17 protein-coding genes and 2 tRNA genes are annotated in these 18,132 nt (G+C 64.7%); 16 read left to right on the top strand and 3 right to left on the bottom strand.

Annotation, left to right across the window (positions count from 1 at the left end):
* The first annotated feature begins 86 nt into the window (after positions 1-86).
* The 16 genes from nirJ to rpoS all read left to right on the top strand — a co-directional run bounded on the left by nirJ (position 87) and on the right by rpoS (position 14,158).
* A complete protein-coding gene (gene nirJ, locus F464_RS0106240; RefSeq protein ID WP_018988930.1) occupies positions 87-1,292 on the top strand; it encodes a heme d1 biosynthesis radical SAM protein NirJ in 1,206 nt (401 codons plus the stop codon).
* A 12-nt stretch (positions 1,293-1,304) separates the two neighbouring features.
* Positions 1,305-2,897, top strand: a complete 1,593-nt coding sequence (locus F464_RS0106235; protein ID WP_018988929.1) for a cytochrome D1 domain-containing protein — start codon at positions 1,305-1,307, stop codon at positions 2,895-2,897.
* Between the two features lie 101 nt (positions 2,898-2,998).
* Positions 2,999-3,075 (top strand) — tRNA-Ile (locus F464_RS0106230).
* 170 nt (positions 3,076-3,245) lie between these two features.
* Positions 3,246-5,162, top strand: coding sequence for a threonine--tRNA ligase (thrS, locus tag F464_RS0106225; protein WP_018988927.1), 1,917 nt, complete (start codon positions 3,246-3,248; stop codon positions 5,160-5,162).
* Between the two features lie 27 nt (positions 5,163-5,189).
* On the top strand, positions 5,190-5,714 hold the full coding sequence (gene infC, locus F464_RS0106220; RefSeq protein WP_084600421.1) for a translation initiation factor IF-3: 525 nt from the start codon (positions 5,190-5,192) through the stop codon (positions 5,712-5,714).
* 142 nt (positions 5,715-5,856) lie between these two features.
* Positions 5,857-6,054, top strand: a complete 198-nt coding sequence (gene rpmI / locus F464_RS0106215; RefSeq protein ID WP_015437124.1) for a 50S ribosomal protein L35 — start codon at positions 5,857-5,859, stop codon at positions 6,052-6,054.
* A gap of 12 nt (positions 6,055-6,066) precedes the next feature.
* Complete coding sequence (rplT, locus tag F464_RS0106210; protein WP_018988925.1) at positions 6,067-6,426, top strand: 50S ribosomal protein L20; 360 nt, start codon at positions 6,067-6,069, stop codon at positions 6,424-6,426.
* 67 nt (positions 6,427-6,493) lie between these two features.
* Entirely contained in the window at positions 6,494-7,525 is a 1,032-nt protein-coding gene (gene pheS, locus F464_RS0106205) for a phenylalanine--tRNA ligase subunit alpha (RefSeq protein ID WP_018988924.1), read from the top strand.
* A gap of 7 nt (positions 7,526-7,532) precedes the next feature.
* A complete protein-coding gene (gene pheT / locus F464_RS0106200; protein WP_018988923.1) occupies positions 7,533-9,911 on the top strand; it encodes a phenylalanine--tRNA ligase subunit beta in 2,379 nt (792 codons plus the stop codon).
* A 7-nt stretch (positions 9,912-9,918) separates the two neighbouring features.
* A complete protein-coding gene (locus tag F464_RS0106195; RefSeq protein WP_018988922.1) occupies positions 9,919-10,230 on the top strand; it encodes an integration host factor subunit alpha in 312 nt (103 codons plus the stop codon).
* A complete protein-coding gene (locus F464_RS0106190) occupies positions 10,211-10,591 on the top strand; it encodes a MerR family transcriptional regulator (RefSeq protein ID WP_018988921.1) in 381 nt (126 codons plus the stop codon). Before F464_RS0106195 ends, F464_RS0106190 begins: the two co-directional genes overlap by 20 nt.
* Positions 10,592-10,639: 48 nt before the next feature.
* A tRNA-Pro gene (locus F464_RS0106185) sits at positions 10,640-10,716 on the top strand.
* Positions 10,717-10,880: 164 nt separating this feature from the next.
* On the top strand, positions 10,881-11,624 hold the full coding sequence (gene surE / locus F464_RS0106180; RefSeq protein ID WP_018988920.1) for a 5'/3'-nucleotidase SurE: 744 nt from the start codon (positions 10,881-10,883) through the stop codon (positions 11,622-11,624).
* Complete coding sequence (locus tag F464_RS0106175) at positions 11,621-12,277, top strand: protein-L-isoaspartate(D-aspartate) O-methyltransferase (protein ID WP_026295791.1); 657 nt, start codon at positions 11,621-11,623, stop codon at positions 12,275-12,277. The genes surE and F464_RS0106175 overlap by 4 nt, the downstream gene beginning before the upstream one ends.
* Positions 12,278-12,285: 8 nt before the next feature.
* Positions 12,286-13,212, top strand: coding sequence for a peptidoglycan DD-metalloendopeptidase family protein (locus F464_RS0106170; protein WP_408605227.1), 927 nt, complete (start codon positions 12,286-12,288; stop codon positions 13,210-13,212).
* Positions 13,213-13,222: 10 nt separating this feature from the next.
* Positions 13,223-14,158, top strand: a complete 936-nt coding sequence (gene rpoS / locus F464_RS0106165; protein ID WP_018988917.1) for an RNA polymerase sigma factor RpoS — start codon at positions 13,223-13,225, stop codon at positions 14,156-14,158.
* Between the two features lie 28 nt (positions 14,159-14,186).
* Here the strand turns inward: rpoS and mltB are convergent, their stop codons facing one another.
* From mltB to F464_RS0106150, 3 genes are read right to left on the bottom strand one after another with little or no spacing between them, the layout of a single operon-like run.
* Entirely contained in the window at positions 14,187-15,197 is a 1,011-nt protein-coding gene (mltB, locus tag F464_RS0106160) for a lytic murein transglycosylase B (protein WP_018988916.1), read from the bottom strand.
* Positions 15,194-17,143 (bottom strand): transglutaminase TgpA family protein, encoded by a 1,950-nt coding sequence (locus tag F464_RS0106155; RefSeq protein ID WP_018988915.1) that lies wholly within the window; start codon positions 17,141-17,143, stop codon positions 15,194-15,196. Before F464_RS0106155 ends, mltB begins: the two co-directional genes overlap by 4 nt.
* The gene (locus F464_RS0106150; protein ID WP_018988914.1) at positions 17,136-18,101 is read right to left on the bottom strand and encodes a DUF58 domain-containing protein; all 966 of its coding nucleotides are present in this window, start codon (positions 18,099-18,101) and stop codon (positions 17,136-17,138) included. Before F464_RS0106150 ends, F464_RS0106155 begins: the two co-directional genes overlap by 8 nt.
* Positions 18,102-18,132: the final 31 nt, after the last annotated feature.

Below are 18,132 nucleotides of genomic sequence, written 5' to 3'. Positions count from 1 at the left end.
CCGCGGACGGCCTCTGCCCGCTTGATGGCCGTCATTTTTCCGTCAGCCCGTCCGCGCTCTAATGGCCGGGACCTCGGAGGCAATCCATGTTCCGCATCTCGAATTTCATCCGCGAACTCGAACACCCCACCCCCGTCGCCGCGCGCCACAATCCGCCCGGTCCCGTCGTCATCTGGAACCTGATCCGCCGCTGCAACCTCACCTGCAAGCACTGCTACTCGATCTCGGCCGACAAGGACTTTCCGGGCGAACTCTCGACCGCCGACGTCTTCCGGGTGATGGATGACCTCAAGGCCTTCCGTGTTCCGGTCTTGATCCTGTCCGGCGGCGAGCCGCTGCTGCGCCCCGACATCTTCGAGATCGGCCGGCGCGCGAAGGAACTGGGCTTCTACGTCGGCCTGTCCAGCAACGGCACGCTGATCAACGACGGCAATATCGACGCGATCGATGACACCGGCTTCGACTACGTCGGCGTCAGCCTCGACGGCATCGGCGCCACGCACGACAAGTTCCGCCGCCTCGAAGGCGCCTTCGAGGCCTCGATGGCCGGCATCCGCCTGTGTCTCTCGCGCGGCATCAAGGTCGGCGTGCGCTACACGATGACCGAGGACAACGCGCACGACCTGCCGGCGCTGCTGCGTCTGGTCGAGGACGAAGGTATCGACAAGTTCTACTTCTCGCACCTCAACTACGCCGGCCGCGGCAACAAGCATCGGGCCGACGACGCGCGCCACCAGACCACGCGCGACGCGATGGACCTGCTCTTCGAAACCTGCCTGGACCTGCACCGTCGCGGCATCGACAAGGATTTCGTCACCGGCAACAATGATGCGGACGGCGTCTACCTGCTGCACTGGGTCGCGCGGCGCTTCCCCGACCACGTCGAACACATCCGCGGCAAACTCGTGCAGTGGGGCGGCAACGCCAGCGGGGTGAACGTCGCCAACATCGACAACCTCGGCGTCGTGCATCCCGACACGATGTGGTGGCACGTGCCGCTCGGCAGCGTCCGCGAGCGCAAGTTCTCCGAGATCTGGAGCGACCTGTCCAATCCGCTGATGGCCGGCCTCAAGCAGCACCCGCGGACCCTTTCGGGGCGCTGCGGGGCCTGCCGTCACCTCGACATCTGCAACGGCAGCTCGCGCGTACGTGCGCAGCAGATCACCGGTGATCCGTGGGCCGAGGATCCCGGCTGCTACCTCGGCGACGAGGAAATAGGCATCTCCGGCGATGCCACACTTGGCGAGCGCGTCGTCACGACGCCCTTCGTCCCGCGTCGCCGCACCGCCTGATCCAGAGATCCCATGAAGCCGACCCACATCCTGCCGTCACCTGCGCGGCGCATCCTCGTCCTGTCTGCATTTCTCGTCGGCGCAGCCCTTGCCTTTCACTCCGCCGACTCGAAGGGGGCGGACGGTCCCGCGGCGCTCTATCAGCAACACTGTGCCGCCTGCCACGGCCCGGACCGACTCGGTGCGACCGGCCCGGCACTGCTGCCCGAGAACCTCGCGCGCCTGCGCAAGGAAGAAGCGGCCACGGTCGTGCGCGACGGCCGCACCGCAACGCAGATGCAACCCTTTGGCGCCGTGATCGGAGAGGATCAGATCGCTGCGCTCATCGCGTGGATCTATACCCCCGTCGTCCCGGCGCCGAGCTGGAGCGAGGCCGACATCCGCGCCTCGCGCATCGCCCACGTCGATCCCGCGTCGCTGCTCGCGAAGCCCGTGTTCGACGCCGATCCGATGAATCTCTTCCTCGTCGTCGAGACGGGCGATCATCACGTATCGGTGCTCGACGGTGACAAGCTCGAGCCCATTCACCGCTTTCAGAGCCGTCACGCGCTGCACGGCGGGCCCAAGTTCACAGCCGATGGCCGCTACGTCTTCTTCGCGTCGCGTGACGGCTGGATCACCAAGTACGACCTGTGGAACCTCAAGGTCGTCACCGAGATCCGCGCCGGCATCAATACCCGCAACGTCGCCGTATCGGCCGACGGCAAGCATGTGGCGGTGGCCAACTACCTGCCACACACCCTGGTGCTGCTCGACGGCGAGCTCAACCTGCTGAAATCGATCCCCGTCACCGACCGTGACGGCAAGACGAGTTCGCGCGTCTCCGCGGTATATGAGGCCACCCCGCGCAAGTCCTTCGTCGCCGCCCTCAAGGACGTTCCCGAAGTGTGGGAAATCAGCTTCGATCCCGCCGCCGGAGACATCCCCGTCGGCTACGTGCACGACTACAAGTACCGCGAAGGCGCTTTCGTGCCTGCCTACCTCAACCCGCGCCGCACGGAACTGAGCGCCCCCCTCGACGATTTCTTCTTCACGCAGGACTACTCCACGGTGCTCGGAGCCTCGCGCGAGGGGGTGGGGCAGGTCGTCAACCTCGACGTGCGCCGCAAGATCGCCGATCTCGCGCTCGACGGCATGCCTCATCTTGGCTCCGGTATCTCGTGGGACTGGCAGGGGCGGCGCGTGATGGCGAGCACCAACCTCAAGGCCGCCGAAGTCACGGTCATCGACCTCAAGGACTGGAGCGTCGTCAAGCGCATCCCCACGCGTGGTCCCGGCTTCTTCCTGCGCAGCCACGAGAACAGCCGCTACGCCTTCGTCGATTCGATGATGAGCCGCGAGGCGAAGAACACGCTGCAGGTCATCGACAAGCAGACGCTGGAGATCGTCAAGGAACTCAAGGCCGCGCCGGGCCAGACCCTCGCACACATCGAATTCACGCGTGACGGCCGTTACGCGCTCGCGAGCCTGTGGGAGATGGACGGCGCGCTGATCGTCTATGACGCGAAGACGCTGGAGGAAGTGAAGCGCCTGCCGATGAAGAAACCGGTCGGCAAGTACAACGTCTGGAACAAGATCACGCGCGAGGAGGGCACCAGCCATTGAGGCGCGCAATCCCCGTCGGATCGCGTGGAGGGGATTCGAAGAAATTTTCAAAAAGATATTGCGTACGTCGCAATCGATACCTATAATGCGCAGCTCTTAGCAGGCGCGTAGCTCAGCTGGTTAGAGCACCGTCTTGATAAGGCGGGGGTCGTTGGTTCGAGTCCAATCGCGCCTACCAACGTATGGAGCAGGAAGATGATCTTCCGAACTACTACTGAAGCCGGAAACTGAAAAGTCGGGCTCCGCTGTAGTGCTCCAGGAAGAAAGTGCGGCCCGTCCGCACTTTTTTTTCGTCCACGTTTTTCATCGTCCTGCTTTTCGTCATCCCTTGCTCGAGGCCTAGAGATCATGCCGAACATCACGCTCCCCGACGGTTCCGTACGCAGCTTCGACCATCCGGTGACCGTGCTCGACGTCGCGGCGTCGATCGGTGCGGGTCTCGCGAAGGCTTCTCTCGCCGGCAAGGTCGATGGCAAGCTTGTCGATCTCTCGCATCGCATTGAGGCTGATGCATCGCTCGCGATCGTCACCGACAAGAGCGAAGAGGGCGTCGATATCATTCGGCACTCGACCGCCCACCTGCTCGCGCATGCGGTGAAGGAGCTCTTTCCGGATGCCCAGGTCACGATCGGTCCGGTCATCGATAACGGCTTCTACTACGACTTCTCGTACAGGCGCCCGTTCACGCCGGAAGATATCGAGAGCATCGAAAAGCGCATGGCCGAACTCGCCAAGCGCGAGATCCCGGTTACGCGCGAAGTGTGGCCGCGCGACAAGGCCGTCGAATTCTTCAAATCGCAGGGCGAGAACTACAAGGCCGAGATCATCGCCTCGATCCCGCAGGGCGAGGACGTCTCGCTCTATCGCCAAGGCGCTTTCATCGACCTGTGCCGCGGTCCGCACGTCCCCTCCACGGGCAAGCTCAGGGTCTTCAAGCTGACCAAGCTCGCCGGCGCCTACTGGCGCGGCGACTCGAAGAACGAGATGCTGCAGCGCGTGTACGGCACGGCTTGGGCGAAGAAGGAAGACCTCGAGGGCTATCTGCACATGCTCGAAGAGGCCGAGAAGCGCGACCACCGCAAGCTCGGTCGTCTGCTGGACCTCTTCCATCTGCAGGAAGAGGCGCCCGGCATGGTGTTCTGGCACGCCAACGGCTGGACGCTGTGGCAGCAGGTCGAGCAGCACATGCGCCGTACCATCCTCGAAAACGGCTATCAGGAAGTGAAGACGCCGCAGATCGTCGATCGCTCGTTGTGGGAGAAATCCGGTCACTGGGGCATGTACTCCGACCTGATGTTCACGACGCAGTCGGAGAAGCACGACTACGCCGTGAAGCCGATGAACTGCCCGTGCCATATCCAGATCTTCAACCAGGGGTTGAAGAGCTACCGCGACTTGCCGCTGCGCATGGCCGAGTTCGGCTCCTGTCATCGCAATGAGCCGTCCGGCTCGCTGCACGGCATCATGCGCGTGCGCAACTTCGTCCAGGACGATGCGCACATCTTCTGCGCCGAGGATCAGGTGCAGTCCGAGTCGGCGGCCTTCATCAGCCTGCTTCAGAAGGTATATGCCGATTTTGGCTTCAACGACATCCTGATCAAGCTGTCGACGCGGCCGGACAAGCGCGTCGGCACGGATGAGCAGTGGGATGCGGCCGAGGCGGCGCTCGCGGCGGCGCTCGATGCGCAAGGGCTCGCGTACGAACTGCAGCCGGGCGAAGGCGCCTTCTACGGGCCGAAGATCGAGTTCTCGCTCAAGGACTGTCTCAGTCGCGTCTGGCAGTGCGGCACGCTGCAGCTCGACTTCAACCTGCCCGTTCGTCTCGGCGCCGAATATGTCGCCGAGGACAACACCAAGAAGTTCCCCGTGATGCTGCATCGCGCGATCCTCGGTTCGCTCGAGCGCTTCATTGGCATCCTCATCGAGCATTTTGCGGGTGCGCTGCCGCTGTGGCTTTCGCCGGTGCAGGCAGTCGTGCTGAACATCTCGGAAGGGCAGTCGGAATATGCGACGGAAGTCACAAAACGCTTGAAGCAGGCGGGTTTTCGCGTCGAGGCGGATTTGCGTAACGAAAAGATTACCTATAAAATCCGCGAACATAGCGTGCACAAGCTGCCTTACCAGATCGTCATCGGCGAGAAGGAAAAGGCGGCAGGCCTCGTTGCCGTGCGTGCCCGAGGGGGCCAGGATCTTGGCCAGATGACCCTCGATACCCTGATCGAGCGTTGGCAGCGCGAAGTTGAAGCGCGGTCGGCCTCGATTTGATTTTTGGCATTCGTGGAGAACTGAACCATCGCTCAAGAAAAAAAGCAGCGCGTCAATGAGGAGATCAGCGCGCCCGAAGTTCGTCTGGTCGGTGAAGACGGCGAACCGATCGGTATTGTCTCCCTGAGAGCGGCCATCGAGGCGGCTGAAGAGGCCGGGCTCGATCTTGTCGAAATCGCGCCGATGGCGCAGCCCCCGGTCTGTCGGGTGATGGATTTCGGCAAGTTCAAGTATCAGGAGCAGAAGAAGGCCCACGAAGCCAAGCTCAAGCAGAAGCAGGTGCAGGTCAAGGAAGTGAAGCTGCGCCCGGCGACTGACGAGAACGACTACCAGATCAAGCTGCGCAATCTGAAGCGCTTCCTTGAGGAAGGTGACAAGTGCAAGGTGACGCTGCGTTTCCGCGGTCGGGAAATGGCGCACCAGGAATTCGGCCTGCGTCAGCTCGAGCGGGTCAAGGCCGATCTGGAGGAATTGGGTCAGGTCGAGCAGATGCCCAAGATGGAAGGGCGTCAGATGGTCATGGTGATCGCGCCGATTCGCAAGAATCGCTGAGCGCGAAGAAGAATCTGCTCCCCGCTTTAGGGCGGGACGCAAATCCCGGTGGACGTTGGCCGCCGGAAAACAAGTGGTGTCGGGTTGAAAACGCGCCGCATGGCGACGCTACCTGACGTCATTCATAAACCTGGAGTTAGCAATGCCCAAGATGAAAACCAAGAGCGGAGCCGCGAAACGGTTCAAGGTCCGCGCTAGTGGTGGGATCAAGCGGTCCCAGGCGTTCAAGCGCCACATCCTTACCAAGAAGACCACCAAGAGCAAGCGCCAGCTGCGCGGCATGACGGAAGTTCACGCCGCCGACGAGAAGCTGATCCGCGCCATGCTGCCTTACGCTTGATAGGAGACCGCCATGCCCAGAGTTAAACGTGGTGTAACCGCCCGCGCACGTCACAAGAAGGTTCTTGATCAGGCCAAGGGTTACCGCGGCCGTCGCAAGAACGTATACCGCATCGCCAAACAGGCGGTGATGAAGGCCGGTCAGTACGCCTACCGCGACCGTCGTCAGCGCAAGCGCCAGTTCCGCGCCCTGTGGATCGCCCGTATCAACGCCGCTGCGCGTGAAGTGGGCCTGACCTACAGCACCTTCATGAACGGCCTGAAGAAGGCCGCGATCGAAGTGGATCGCAAGGTGCTGGCCGACCTGGCCGTGTTCGACAAGCCCGCTTTTGCGGCGCTTGCTGACCAAGCCCGGGCCAAACTCGCTGCGTAATCCGACGCAGCACGAAAAAAGGAGGCCTGGCCTCCTTTTTTTTTCCTGAATTTTCCACGGCAAGCAAATGGATAAGCTCGATCAACTCGTTCAACAGGCCGCGGCCGAGTTCGCCGCGGCGGCGGACGGCGTCCAGCTGGAACAGGCCAAGGCGCGCTTTCTCGGCAAGACGGGGGTGCTCACCGAGCAGCTCAAGGGACTCGGCAAGCTCGCGCCCGAAGAGCGCCGTGCGGCCGGCGCCGAGATCAACCGCGCCAAGGATGCGATCGAGGCGGCGCTCGAAGCCCGCCGCAATGCCCTGCGCGAAGCCGTTCTGCTCGCCCAGCTCGCAGCTGAGGCGCTTGACGTCACGCTGCCCGGCCGTGGTACATCGGCGGGCGGTCTGCATCCGGTGAGCCGCACCCTCGAGCGCATCGAAGGGCTGTTCCGCTCGATCGGCTTCGTCGTCGCCGACGGTCCCGAGATCGAGACCGACTGGCATAATTTCACCGCGCTCAACACGCCGGAAAACCACCCGGCGCGCTCGATGCACGACACCTTCTACCTCGAAGGCAACGACGAGGTGCTACTGCGCACGCACACCAGCCCGGTGCAGGTGCGTGCGATGCTCGATCATGCCGCCCGCCATGCGGGGCGCGAGCAAATGCCCGAGCTGCGCATCATTGCGCCGGGCCGCGTGTACCGCGTCGATTCGGATGCGACGCATTCGCCGATGTTCCACCAGGTCGAGGGCCTGTGGGTCGGCGAGAGCGTCAGCTTTGCCGACCTCAAGGGCGTGATCGCCGACTTCCTGCGCAAGTTCTTCGAAACCGAAGACCTGCAGGTGCGTTTCCGTCCCTCGTTCTTCCCCTTCACCGAGCCCAGCGCCGAGATTGACGTCGCCTTCATGAGCGGCGCACTCGAGGGGCGCTGGCTCGAGATCGCCGGTTGCGGCATGGTGCATCCGAATGTCCTTCGCTTCGGCGGCATCGATCCCGAGCGCTATACCGGTTTCGCCTTCGGCATGGGGCCGGACCGCCTCACGATGCTGCGCTACGGGGTCAACGATCTGCGCCTGTTCTTCGAAGGCGATCTGCGCTTCTTGAGCCAATTCAGGTAATCGAATCATGCAATTCTCGGAACAGTGGCTGCGGAGCCTCGTCAATCCTCCGCTCGACAGCGAGGCGCTCGGACATCTCCTGACGATGGCCGGCCTCGAGGTCGAAGAATCCGCTCCCGTTGCACCGCCCTTCACCGGCGTCGTCGTCGCCCGGATCGTCGAGGCGGAAAAGCACCCCAATGCCGACAAGCTGAAGCTGTGCAAGGTCGACGCCGGGCAGGGAGATCTGCTGCAGATCGTCTGTGGCGCCCCCAACGCCGCCGTCGGCATGAAGGTGCCGTGTGCGGTCGTCGGTGCAAAGCTGCCCGGCTTCGAAATCAAGGCGGCCAAGCTGCGCGGTGTTGAGTCATTCGGGATGCTGTGCTCGGCCCGCGAGCTGGGGCTTTCGGAAGACCATGGCGGCCTGATGGATCTGCCCGCCGACGCGCCCGTCGGCACGAACCTGCGCGAGTATCTGGCGCTCGACGACACGTTGTTCACGATCAAGCTCACGCCCAACCGCTCCGATTGTCTGAGTCTGCTCGGGGTCGGTCGCGAGGTCGCAGCGCTGACGGGGCAGCCGCTTTCCGCGCCTCAAATTGCGGTCGTCGCGCCGACCCTCGACGACCGTCGTGCCATCGTGCTCGATGCGCCGGCCGCATGTCCGCGCTACTGCGGGCGCATCGTGCGCGGTGTCGACGCGAAGGCGCCCACGCCCGACTGGATGAAGCAGCGCCTGCAGCGTTGCGGCGTGCGCTCGATCAGCGCGCTCGTCGACGTCACGAACTACGTGATGCTCGAGCTCGGTCAGCCCCTGCATGCCTTCGACAATGCGCATCTGTCCGGTGCGATCCATGTGCGCTATCCGCGCGAGGGCGAACAGGTGCTGCTGCTCAACGAGCAGACCGTCACCCCGGCGGCGGACACGCTGCTGATCGCCGACGAGGCACGCGCGCTCGCGCTCGCGGGCATCATGGGAGGCGAGGACAGCGGGATCACGCTAGAGACGACCGACATGTTCCTCGAGAGCGCGTTTTTCGCGCCCGATGCGATCGCGGGACGCGCGCGCAGCTACGGCTTCGTGTCCGATGCCTCGCACCGCTTCGAGCGCGGCGTGGACTTCGAGCTCGCGGCCAGCGCGATCGAGCGCGCCACGCAGCTGATCCTCGATATCTGCGGCGGTGCAGCGGGTCCGGTCGTCGAGGCGGTGTCGAAGGAGCATCTGCCGGCACGCAAGCCGGTGCGTCTCCGTCCGGCGCGCGCGCGTCGTCTGCTCGGCATCGATCCCGACGATGCCGCGATCGTGAAACTGCTCAATGGCGTGCACCTCGGTGTGCGCCACGAGGGGGACGACCTCCTCGTCGTGCCGCCGTCCTTCCGTTTCGACATCGAGATCGAGGAGGATCTGATCGAAGAAATCGCGCGTCTGTACGGCTACGACAACATCCCGGCCCTGCCGCCGCAGGGAGGGCTGGCGATGCTGGATCGTTCCGAGTCAGGCCGTACCGCGTGGGATGTCCGTCACCTGCTGGCCGGCCGCGACTACCAGGAGGTGGTCAACTACGCGTTCGTCGAAGAGGCGTGGGAGCGCGATTTCTGCGCCAACGACGCGCCGATCCGGCTCGCGAACCCGATCGCCAGCCAGATGAGCGTAATGCGCAGCAGCCTGATTCCCGGGCTTACGGGCAACCTCGTGGCGAACCGCAAGCGCCAGTTGAGCCGCGTGCGCGTGTTCGAGATCGGTCGTTGTTTCGAGCGCAAGGCGGACGGCGAACCGGTCGTCGGATTCCATCAGCCGGTGCGTGTTGCCGGCCTCGCGGCCGGTCCCGCACTGCCCGAGCAATGGGGTGTGCCGACGCGCAACGTCGATTTCTATGACGTGAAGGGGGACGTCGAGGCGCTATTCGCGCCGCGTGTCCTCAAGTTCGAGCCGGTCTCGGAGCCCGCGCTCCATCCCGGCCGTGCCGCGGCGGTGCTGCTGGACGGCCGCCGCATCGGCGTTGTCGGCGAGCTTCACCCGGTCTGGGTTCAACGCTATGACCTCGGTACCGCTCCGGTCGTGTTCGAGCTCGACATGGACGCGGTGCTGCTGGCTGATCTGCCGGCCTACTCGGAGATCTCGCGGCAGCCCGCGGTCACGCGCGACCTTGCTCTCGTAGTCGAGCAGGCGCTGCCGGTGGCGCGTGTGATCGAGGTGCTGAACGAGTCGGTGCCCGCCATCGTGAAGGGGGTCGAGCTCTTCGATGTGTACCATGGCAAAGGCATCGACCCGGGAAAAAAGAGCCTTGCGTTCAGGGTGTTGATGCAAGATACTCAGCGCACGCTTGAGGATGCAGAGGTGGATGCCGCAGTCACGGCGATTGTGCATCATGCAGAAACTGTGCTCGGCGCCCGCTTGCGTGGATAGTCCCATCATGAACGTGACCCTGACCAAAGCAGAGTTGGCCGATCTGCTGTTCGAGCGTGTCGGCCTCAACAAGCGTGAAGCCAAGGACATGGTGGAAGGTTTTTTCGAGGAGATCCGGCTCGCGCTGGAAAAGGGCGAATCCGTGAAACTCTCCGGGTTCGGCAATTTCCAGTTGCGTGACAAGCCGCAGAGGCCCGGACGGAACCCGAAGACCGGCGAGGAAATTCCGATCACTGCTCGCCGGGTTGTCACCTTCCATGCCAGTCAGAAGCTGAAGGCAGCCGTGGAGCAGCTGAGTGATGCAGGCAAGCAGCCATAACGAGGCCTCCGGGCCTCTGCCGCCGATTCCGGCAAAACGCTACTTCACGATCGGTGAAGTGAGCGAGTTGTGCGCGGTGAAGCCCCATGTGCTGCGGTACTGGGAGCAGGAGTTCACCCAACTCAAGCCGGTGAAGCGGCGGGGCAACCGGCGCTACTACCAGCATCACGAAGTGCTGCTGGTGCGCCGCATCCGCGAACTGCTGTACGACGAAGGCTTCACGATCTCGGGTGCGCGTAACAAGCTTGGCGAGTCCGCCATCCACGAGCAGGAGGAGGCCGAGGCGTCCGTTCTCCTGCGCGAAACACTCGCCGGCGTGCGAGCGGAGATCGTCGCGACGCTCGCGCTGCTGAAAGCGTGATGCGGGGCTGGCAATATCCGATAGCCCTGCTATAATGGCGGCTTGTGTCGGGGCGTAGCGCAGCCTGGTAGCGCACTTGCATGGGGTGCAAGGGGTCGCGAGTTCGAATCCCGCCGCCCCGACCAATAAGTTCAAACAAGAACCGGCCGCTGGCCGGTTTTTGCTTTTATGCACTCCGTCGGACTCTCCGGGTGGCCGGGCGGGGGGCGCCGGTGTGCTAAGATGTTTTCCCGCTTCTGCGATACATCCGGCTCCCATTGTGGTTTGTATCCCTCCGAACGGAAAAATCATGCGCATTCTGGTCAGTAACGACGACGGTTATTTTGCCCCCGGTATCGCTGCCCTGGCAGCGGCGCTCGCCGAGGTGGGAGATGTGACCGTCGTGGCGCCCGAGCGCGACCGCAGCGGTGCGAGCAATTCGCTGACCCTCGATCGTCCCTTGTCGCTGCGCCGTGCTGCCAACGGCTTCCACTTCGTCAATGGCACGCCCACGGACTGCGTGCATCTGGCGGTGACCGGAATGCTGGATCATCTGCCTGACATGGTCGTGTCGGGGGTCAATCACGGTGCCAACATGGGTGACGACACGGTGTACTCCGGCACCGTCGCGGCGGCCACCGAAGGCTACCTGCTCGGCGTGCCGTCGATCGCGATTTCCCTCGTGAGCAAGCAGGCGAGCGATTTTTCCGCCGCGGCGCGCGTGGCACGCGACCTGGCCGAACGCTTCCTGCGCGAGCCGTTCCGCCAGCCGGTGCTGCTGAACGTGAATGTTCCCGATCGGCCGTATGAGGAATTGCGCGGGCAGAAGATCACGCGCCTGGGCAAGCGCCACAAGGCCGAGCCGGTGATCCGCAGCACGACGCCGCGCAACGAGACGGTATATTGGGTCGGCGCGGCGGGTCAGGCGGCCGACGCCGGCGAGGGTACGGATTTTCATGCCGTGGCGGAAGGTTTTGTCTCCATTACCCCCCTGCAGATCGATCTGACGCACTACAACCTGATGCCGGGCGTTTCCGAATGGCTGGCACGATGAGCCTGCGCCGACCCGATGCCGTGCAGGCCGCGACGCGTGCGCGGGCTCGCATGGTGGACCGCCTGCGTGCTCAGGGCATCCGGGACGAGAAAGTGCTCGGGGCGATGATGCAGGTGCCGCGGCATGCATTCGTCGAAGAGGGGCTCGCGTACAGCGCATACGACGACACGGCCCTGCCCATCGGCTATCAGCAGACGATCTCGCAGCCTTTCGTGGTCGCGAAGATGATCGAGGCGTTGCGGGCCGGCCGCGAACTGGGGCGGACCCTGGAGGTCGGAGCGGGATGTGGCTACCAGGCGGCGGTGTTGTCCTTCGTCGCCACGGAAGTGTATGCGGTCGAACGGATCCGTCCGCTGCTCGATGTAGCGCGTGAAAATCTCCGACCCTTGCGTCTGCCCAACGTGCGCCTGAAATGTGCCGATGGCACGATGGGTTTGCCCGAGGCTGCTCCGTATGACACGATTATCGTCGCGGCTGCTGCGGCGAGCGTGCCGGTGTCGCTCAGGGAGCAGCTTGCTCCGGGCGGACGGCTGATGCTGCCCGTCGGTGGTGCGGACCAGAGGCTCGTGATGATCGAGCGGCAGGGGAATGTTTTTCGGGAGAGCCGCCTCGAAGCTGTGCGGTTCGTCCCATTATTGACTGGTACGGAATGAGTGATTCAGTGAAGCTTGGTCATGTGTGCCGCTGGCTGACGCTGTGCGGCATCGTTGCGATGCTGGTGGGATGCGCTGCCACGCGGCCTGCCCCTGTCAGGGACGGCACGTCGCCGCCCGCCGCCGAATCCGTTTCGGGGGCCGCAGCCACGGCGTCGAAGACGGAGGCGCCGACTCACGTGGTGCGCCCCGGGGAGACCTTGTTGGGCATCGCGCGGCAGTATGGCGTCACGGTGAAGGATCTGGTCGGCTGGAACGGCCTCGCCGACCCGAACCAGATCCATGTCGGGCAGGCGCTGAAGGTTGGCGCTGCTCCTGCGACGGCCAGTGGCGGGGGGGGCGGCGCCGTGGCGCAGCCTATCGCGATTACCCAGCCGGTGGACGTCCAGCCGGTCAAGACGCCGGGCGAAGCCGCCCCGCCGGTCGCGGGCGGGTTCAAGCAGGAACCCCGCGGGGGCAAACAGGCTTATAGCGACGAGGCGTGGGCCTCGGTGAATCCGCGGGCGGGGGCGAGCGTGCCGGTCGCGCCGTCTGCTTCTGCTGCACCGGAGCCGGACAAGGCGCCGGGCAATACGTCGTGGCTGTGGCCGGCCGCCGGGCAGGTCATCGAGACCTACGACGAGGGTACGAACAAGGGTGTCGATATCGCCGGCAAGCCAGGGGACCCGGTGGTGGCGTCTGCGGGCGGAAAGGTGGTGTACTCCGGAAGCGGCTTGCGTGGCTACGGAAAACTGGTCATCATCAAGCACGATGCCAATTACCTGACAGCGTATGCGCATAATCAGCAGCTGCTGGTGAAGGAAGGCGATTCGGTGTCGAAAGGCCAGAAGATCGCGGAGCTAGGGAGCACCGATGCGGATCGTCCCAAGGTGCACTTCGAGATCCGCAAGCAGGGCCGTCCGGTAGATCCGCTGAAGTATTTGCCTGCACGCTGACGAGGAGGCTATGTACGATCCGGCAAGTCATGACGATGTAGAGAGTCAGGAACCGGATCTGCCCCTCGAGGTGGAGGTTTTTGTCGAGCGGGTTGCGCCGGTTTTCGAGAACGAGTTTCTCAGCGACGTCACCCAGATCTACCTCAACGAGATCGGCGCGAATCCGCTGCTGACCGCGGAGGAGGAGGCGGCCTTGGCGCGCCGCGTGAGGGTGGGTGATTTTCAGGCCCGCCAGACGATGATAGAGCGCAACCTGCGTCTGGTCGTCAATATCGCCAAGCATTACCTGAATCGCGGCATCCCCCTGCTCGACTTGGTCGAGGAGGGCAACCTCGGCTTGATGCACGCACTGGAGAAGTTCGATCCCGAGCGAGGGTTCCGTTTCTCGACCTACGCGACCTGGTGGATACGCCAGAACATCGAGCGTGCGATCATGAACCAGTCGCGCACGATCCGGCTTCCTGTCCATGTGGTGAAGGAGCTCAATCAGGTCCTGCGGGCCCAGCGCAGCCTGGAGGCGGCCGGGAACGGGGAGTTCACGCTGGAACAGGTCGCGACGATGCTGGACAAATCCGTCGACGAGGTGCGTGCGATCCTGTCCCTGAGCGAGCACACCGCCTCCCTCGATGCGCCGCTGGAGATCGATCCGACGCTGTCGATCGGGGAATCGCTGGCCGATGACCAGGCGACGTCGCCGGACGTTTCGATCCAGGACGCCGAGGTTGAGGAGCTGATCCGCGAGTGGATCGGCATGCTCAACGAGAAGCAGCGCCTTGTGATTCGCCACCGCTATGGCCTGGATGAATGCGAGGTGATGACGCTGGAAGAGCTGGCTGCGCGCCTGTCGCTCACGCGCGAGCGGGTGCGGCAGATCCAGCTCGAAGCCCTGAGCCAGTTGCGGCGCACGGTCAAGCGCCGCGGCATTTCGCGCGACGAACTGCTCTGACGCTTTTCCCCGCTGTTAGTGGCTGTGTCTATTGTGGTGCCGCGACGTTCACGTACTGGTCGCGCAGTGCGCGTGCCAGTTCGTACACGGCCATCGCATAGAAGCTGCTCTTGTTGTAGCGCGTGATCACGTAGAAGTTGCGATAACCGAGCCAGTATTCGGTCGGTGCACCCGGGGTCGCCAGGTCGACGAGGGTCGCCGGCTTTGCCGGGGGATTCGCGCTGGCCGCGACGATGCCTGCGGAGGCGATCGTTTCGGGCGCGAGTGCCGGTTCGATACCGGAGTCGACAAGTGTCTGCGCGTCGGCTTCGGCAGGGACGAGGGCCGGAATGGCGACCGTTTCGCCACGCACCCATCCGTGCCGGGCAAGGTAGTTGGCGACGCTGCCGATGGCGTCGGCAGGTTCGTTGTCGAAGTCGATGTGCCCGTCGCCGTCGAAGTCGACGGCATAGCTGCGGATGCTGCTGGGCAGAAACTGGGGATAGCCGATCGCGCCGGCGTAGGACCCGTAGTATGAGAGCGGATCGCGGACCTGTTCGCGAGCGAGCAGGAACAGTTGTTCGAGTTCGCCCTGGAAGAGCGCCGCGCGCGGCGGGTAGTCGAAGGCGAGGGTTGCGAGGGCGGAGACGGCCTCGAAATTGCCCGTATTACGCCCGTAATAGGTTTCCACGCCGATGATGGCGACGACGATTTCGGGCGGGATGCCATATTGATCGGCGGCTTTCTGCAGCGCGCCCGCATGTGTCTGCCAGAACGCGATGCCGCCCTCGATCCGTTTGCTGTCGAGGAAACGTGCGCGGTAACGCTGCCAGGAGCGGATGCCGGGCGTTGCGGGCGGACGGATCAGGTCAAGCACGCGAGGTTCCTGGTGGGCCCGTCCGAGCGTTGCGAGCACCGTGTCGCGGTCGAAGCCGTGCTTTTCCTGCATCGAGTCTGCGAAGCGAATGGCTTCGGGGCGCTCGGCGAAGGAGCCGCCGGCGAGGCCGGGTTGTGATATCAGTCCGAGGCTCAGGGCCGCGGCGGCGAAGGTACGTTTCATTTAAGCTTCAATCTCCGGATGGATCGGGCGAGCAGGCGCACGCGGTGCGGGTTGGCAGGCTCCGCGCCGTAGCGCAGATTGGCGTAGCCTTCGCTGATGGAGCGCAACGGCTCGGCGTGCTCCGGGAAGGTCATCGCCAGGCGTTTGCCGTAATCGAGTGGCCCCTCCCACGGGTGCCTGGCCGCGCCGTGGCGGGCGAGTTTGCCGGAAAACCGTGCCCACGCAGCGTCGAGCGGATCATGTCGGTGGCGTTGCGCAAAGGCCCACGCCAAGAGCATCATCATCAGGCCTGCCGCGGAGATACCCAACAGCATGGCCAGCGTGCGCCAGTCGGGCTGCGGGAATCCTATCCGCTCGAGCAGGTCGCGTTGCCGCTCGGGATTGTATCCAAGAACCCATTGGTTCCACGTATTCGAGAGGGCTTCCCAGCGATACCGCACGTCGCGCAGCCAGTCCATGCCCGGGCGCCGGAGCAGCGGAAGGGCATCCCAATCCTGCAAGGCCGCGCTCAGGCCGGACTCGATGCGGGCAGGGGCGGATAGCGCCGTGGGATCTACGCGAATCCAGCCGCGCTCGGCGAGCCACACTTCCGCCCAGGCGTGGGCGTCCGACTGCCGCACGACGAGGCTGCCGTCGACCGGATTGATCTCGCCGCCCTGGTAGCCGGTGACCACGCGTGCCGGAACGCCCGCCGCCCGCATCAGGAACACGAAAGCTGACGCGAAGTGCTCGCAGAACCCCTGCCGGGTGTCGAACAGGAATTCGTCGACCGAGTGAGTGCCCAGCAGGGGCGGGCTGAGCGTATATGTCAGGTCCATGCCGCGCATGCGTTCGAGGGCGCGTGCGAGGATGGTCGCGGGGTCGGAGGTGCCCGCCGCGATTTCGTGTGCCAGGGCTGTGCTGCGTGGATTGAAGTTGGCCGGAAGCCGCCTCGCCTCGGCAAGCACGATGGTGCTCTCGTCCTTTCCCACCGCGGTCGCGGGGTACGAACGCAGATCGAAGCGTGTACGCGCACGCACGGGCTGTTCGGCGAGCAGCCGGTAGTCGCCGGCATAGCGCGCCTTCGGAATGTTTGCAGCCGGGAAGTCGAGCGCGAGAAGCCACGGCTGATTGTGCGGTTCGAGAGTGAGGCGGTATTCGTAGGCGCGGCCTGAAGGCTGGTAACGGGGCGCGGCGGCGATCGTGCTGAAGCCCGGTCGCCAGCTTCGCCCGTCGTAGCGGGTGAGCACCGGGCCGCGCCAGTAGCGTCGGGAGGGCGGCGGCGGAGCACCGTTGAATTCGGCGCGGAAGGCGATGGCATCGGACAGGCCGAGCTGGCTGATGGAACCGGGCGTCATGGTGTCGGAGAGTCCGGTCATCCCGCTGTATGCGTCCGTCGGCAGGCCCCATAGGGGGCCCTGCACACGCGGGAAGAGCACGAACAGGACCAGCATGAAGGGCAAGCCCTGCGCGAGGAGCAGCGCGCTGGCGCGCAGTTGGGCGGCCGGCCGTGCGGCGGCGTCTTCGAGGCTCAGCAGGCTCGTCGTGGTCAGCAGCGAGCCCGCGAGCGCCAGGGCTGCGATACCCGGTGTCTGGTTGTAGAAGAACAGGCCGAGTTGCAGGAAGTAGGCGAGCAGGACGGCTGCGCGAAGGTCGCGTGTGTTGCGCGATTCGAGCAGTTTCAGGCACAGCAGCACGGCAAGCAGGGCGACGCCGGGATCCTTGCCGAAGAAATGGCCGAATTCGAACCGTACCCCGATTCCCGCCGCGACCGCAACGAGCAGGATGAGGAGCTGGCGGGGCGGCGTCCCGCGCCGCCACAGCAGCGCGCCGCGGATGGCGATGAGGCCGGCGCAGAGGATGACGAGCCAGTAGGGGAGTTCCATCGCGTGAGGCGCGAGGGTCGCGGCGACTGCCGCGAGCAGCCAGCCGAACTGTGCGGGAGCGGGCGAGCGGGCGTCACGCATCGGTGCCGGCTTCAGTTCCGAAGAGGGCAAGCCGCCGCAGACAGCCGGCGCTGTGCTCGGACCCGCGCCCCATGGCGATTCGTGCGTCGGGCAGCGTGAGCGAGAACGCGAGCCCCCGTTGCTCGGCCGCCACGATCCAGGCCGTCATGCGCGACAAGCGGGCCTCGATGTCGAGGTCCGGGGGGAAATCGTCCCAGTCGAGATGGATCTCTCCGCCATCCATGCCGCTGAATTGCTTCGTGAGCATCGGGCCGCCGCGGGCGAGCGTCTTCCACGCGACGTGGCGTGGAGAGTCCGCCGGTTGATACGGCCGCAAGCCGGCAAAATCATCATCGCCGGTCGAGCCGGCACGCCGTCCCAGGTTGCGGGATGCGCCTTCGGGTAGTGGCGGGGGCATTGGCTCGGGCGCGGGATACACGAGACAGCGCTGATCGGGGACCAGCACGCTCCACGCGCGGATCAGGCCGAGCGGATAGGTCGTTTCGATACGCACGCGGCCGAGTGCCATCCAGCCGCGTCCTGCGGTCACGGCCGGAACGATCAGGTCGCCTCCGTCACCGGCCCCGATCTCGAACGGTACGATCGCGCCGTGCGCCTTGAGGCGCAGCGAAGGCCGCCGCGCATGTCTGTGATTGGCGACGACGACGTGGAAGCAGGCACTCTCGCCGGCAAAGACCGGCTCTGCACGCCCCGGCGTGAAGGACAGGTGCAGGAGGTTGCGGAAGGCGTGCACCATGCTCGCGACCGACACTCCGCCAAGGAGGAACACGAGCGCATAGCCCAGGCTGAGGTTGTAATTGATCGATGCGATCAGCATGACCAGGAGCGCGGCCGCGAAGGCCAGGCCCGCGGGTGTCGGCAATACGAAGATGCGCCGCTGGCCGAGCACGATCGGGGACGGTTCCGGCGGGCCGATCCGAAACAGCCAGCGATCGAGGTGGCGACGCAGGGGGATCATCAACCCGGCGAGCGAATGCCGTTCGGGCTGC

It is taken from the genome of Aromatoleum toluclasticum ATCC 700605 (genome assembly GCF_000378245.1).
Taxonomy (GTDB): Bacteria; Pseudomonadota; Gammaproteobacteria; order Burkholderiales; family Rhodocyclaceae; genus Aromatoleum; species Aromatoleum toluclasticum.
This window is presented reverse-complemented; position numbering and strand designations above follow the sequence as displayed.

Excerpts from the sequence above, each read along its gene's own strand:
- nirJ (WP_018988930.1), top strand. The coding sequence starts at position 87 with ATGTTCCGCATCTCGAATTTCATCCGCGAACTCGAACACCCCACCCCC.
- rpoS (WP_018988917.1), top strand. The coding sequence starts at position 13,223 with ATGTACGATCCGGCAAGTCATGACGATGTAGAGAGTCAGGAACCGGAT.
- thrS (WP_018988927.1), top strand. The coding sequence starts at position 3,246 with ATGCCGAACATCACGCTCCCCGACGGTTCCGTACGCAGCTTCGACCAT.
- pheS (WP_018988924.1), top strand. The coding sequence starts at position 6,494 with ATGGATAAGCTCGATCAACTCGTTCAACAGGCCGCGGCCGAGTTCGCC.
- F464_RS0106195 (WP_018988922.1), top strand. The coding sequence starts at position 9,919 with ATGAACGTGACCCTGACCAAAGCAGAGTTGGCCGATCTGCTGTTCGAG.
- F464_RS0106155 (WP_018988915.1), bottom strand. The coding sequence starts at position 17,143 with ATGCGTGACGCCCGCTCGCCCGCTCCCGCACAGTTCGGCTGGCTGCTC.
- mltB (WP_018988916.1), bottom strand. The coding sequence starts at position 15,197 with ATGAAACGTACCTTCGCCGCCGCGGCCCTGAGCCTCGGACTGATATCA.
- F464_RS0106150 (WP_018988914.1), bottom strand. The coding sequence starts at position 18,101 with ATGATCCCCCTGCGTCGCCACCTCGATCGCTGGCTGTTTCGGATCGGC.
- F464_RS0106235 (WP_018988929.1), top strand. The coding sequence starts at position 1,305 with ATGAAGCCGACCCACATCCTGCCGTCACCTGCGCGGCGCATCCTCGTC.
- F464_RS0106175 (WP_026295791.1), top strand. The coding sequence starts at position 11,621 with ATGAGCCTGCGCCGACCCGATGCCGTGCAGGCCGCGACGCGTGCGCGG.
- rpmI (WP_015437124.1), top strand. The coding sequence starts at position 5,857 with ATGCCCAAGATGAAAACCAAGAGCGGAGCCGCGAAACGGTTCAAGGTC.
- surE (WP_018988920.1), top strand. The coding sequence starts at position 10,881 with ATGCGCATTCTGGTCAGTAACGACGACGGTTATTTTGCCCCCGGTATC.
- pheT (WP_018988923.1), top strand. The coding sequence starts at position 7,533 with ATGCAATTCTCGGAACAGTGGCTGCGGAGCCTCGTCAATCCTCCGCTC.
- F464_RS0106190 (WP_018988921.1), top strand. The coding sequence starts at position 10,211 with ATGCAGGCAAGCAGCCATAACGAGGCCTCCGGGCCTCTGCCGCCGATT.
- rplT (WP_018988925.1), top strand. The coding sequence starts at position 6,067 with ATGCCCAGAGTTAAACGTGGTGTAACCGCCCGCGCACGTCACAAGAAG.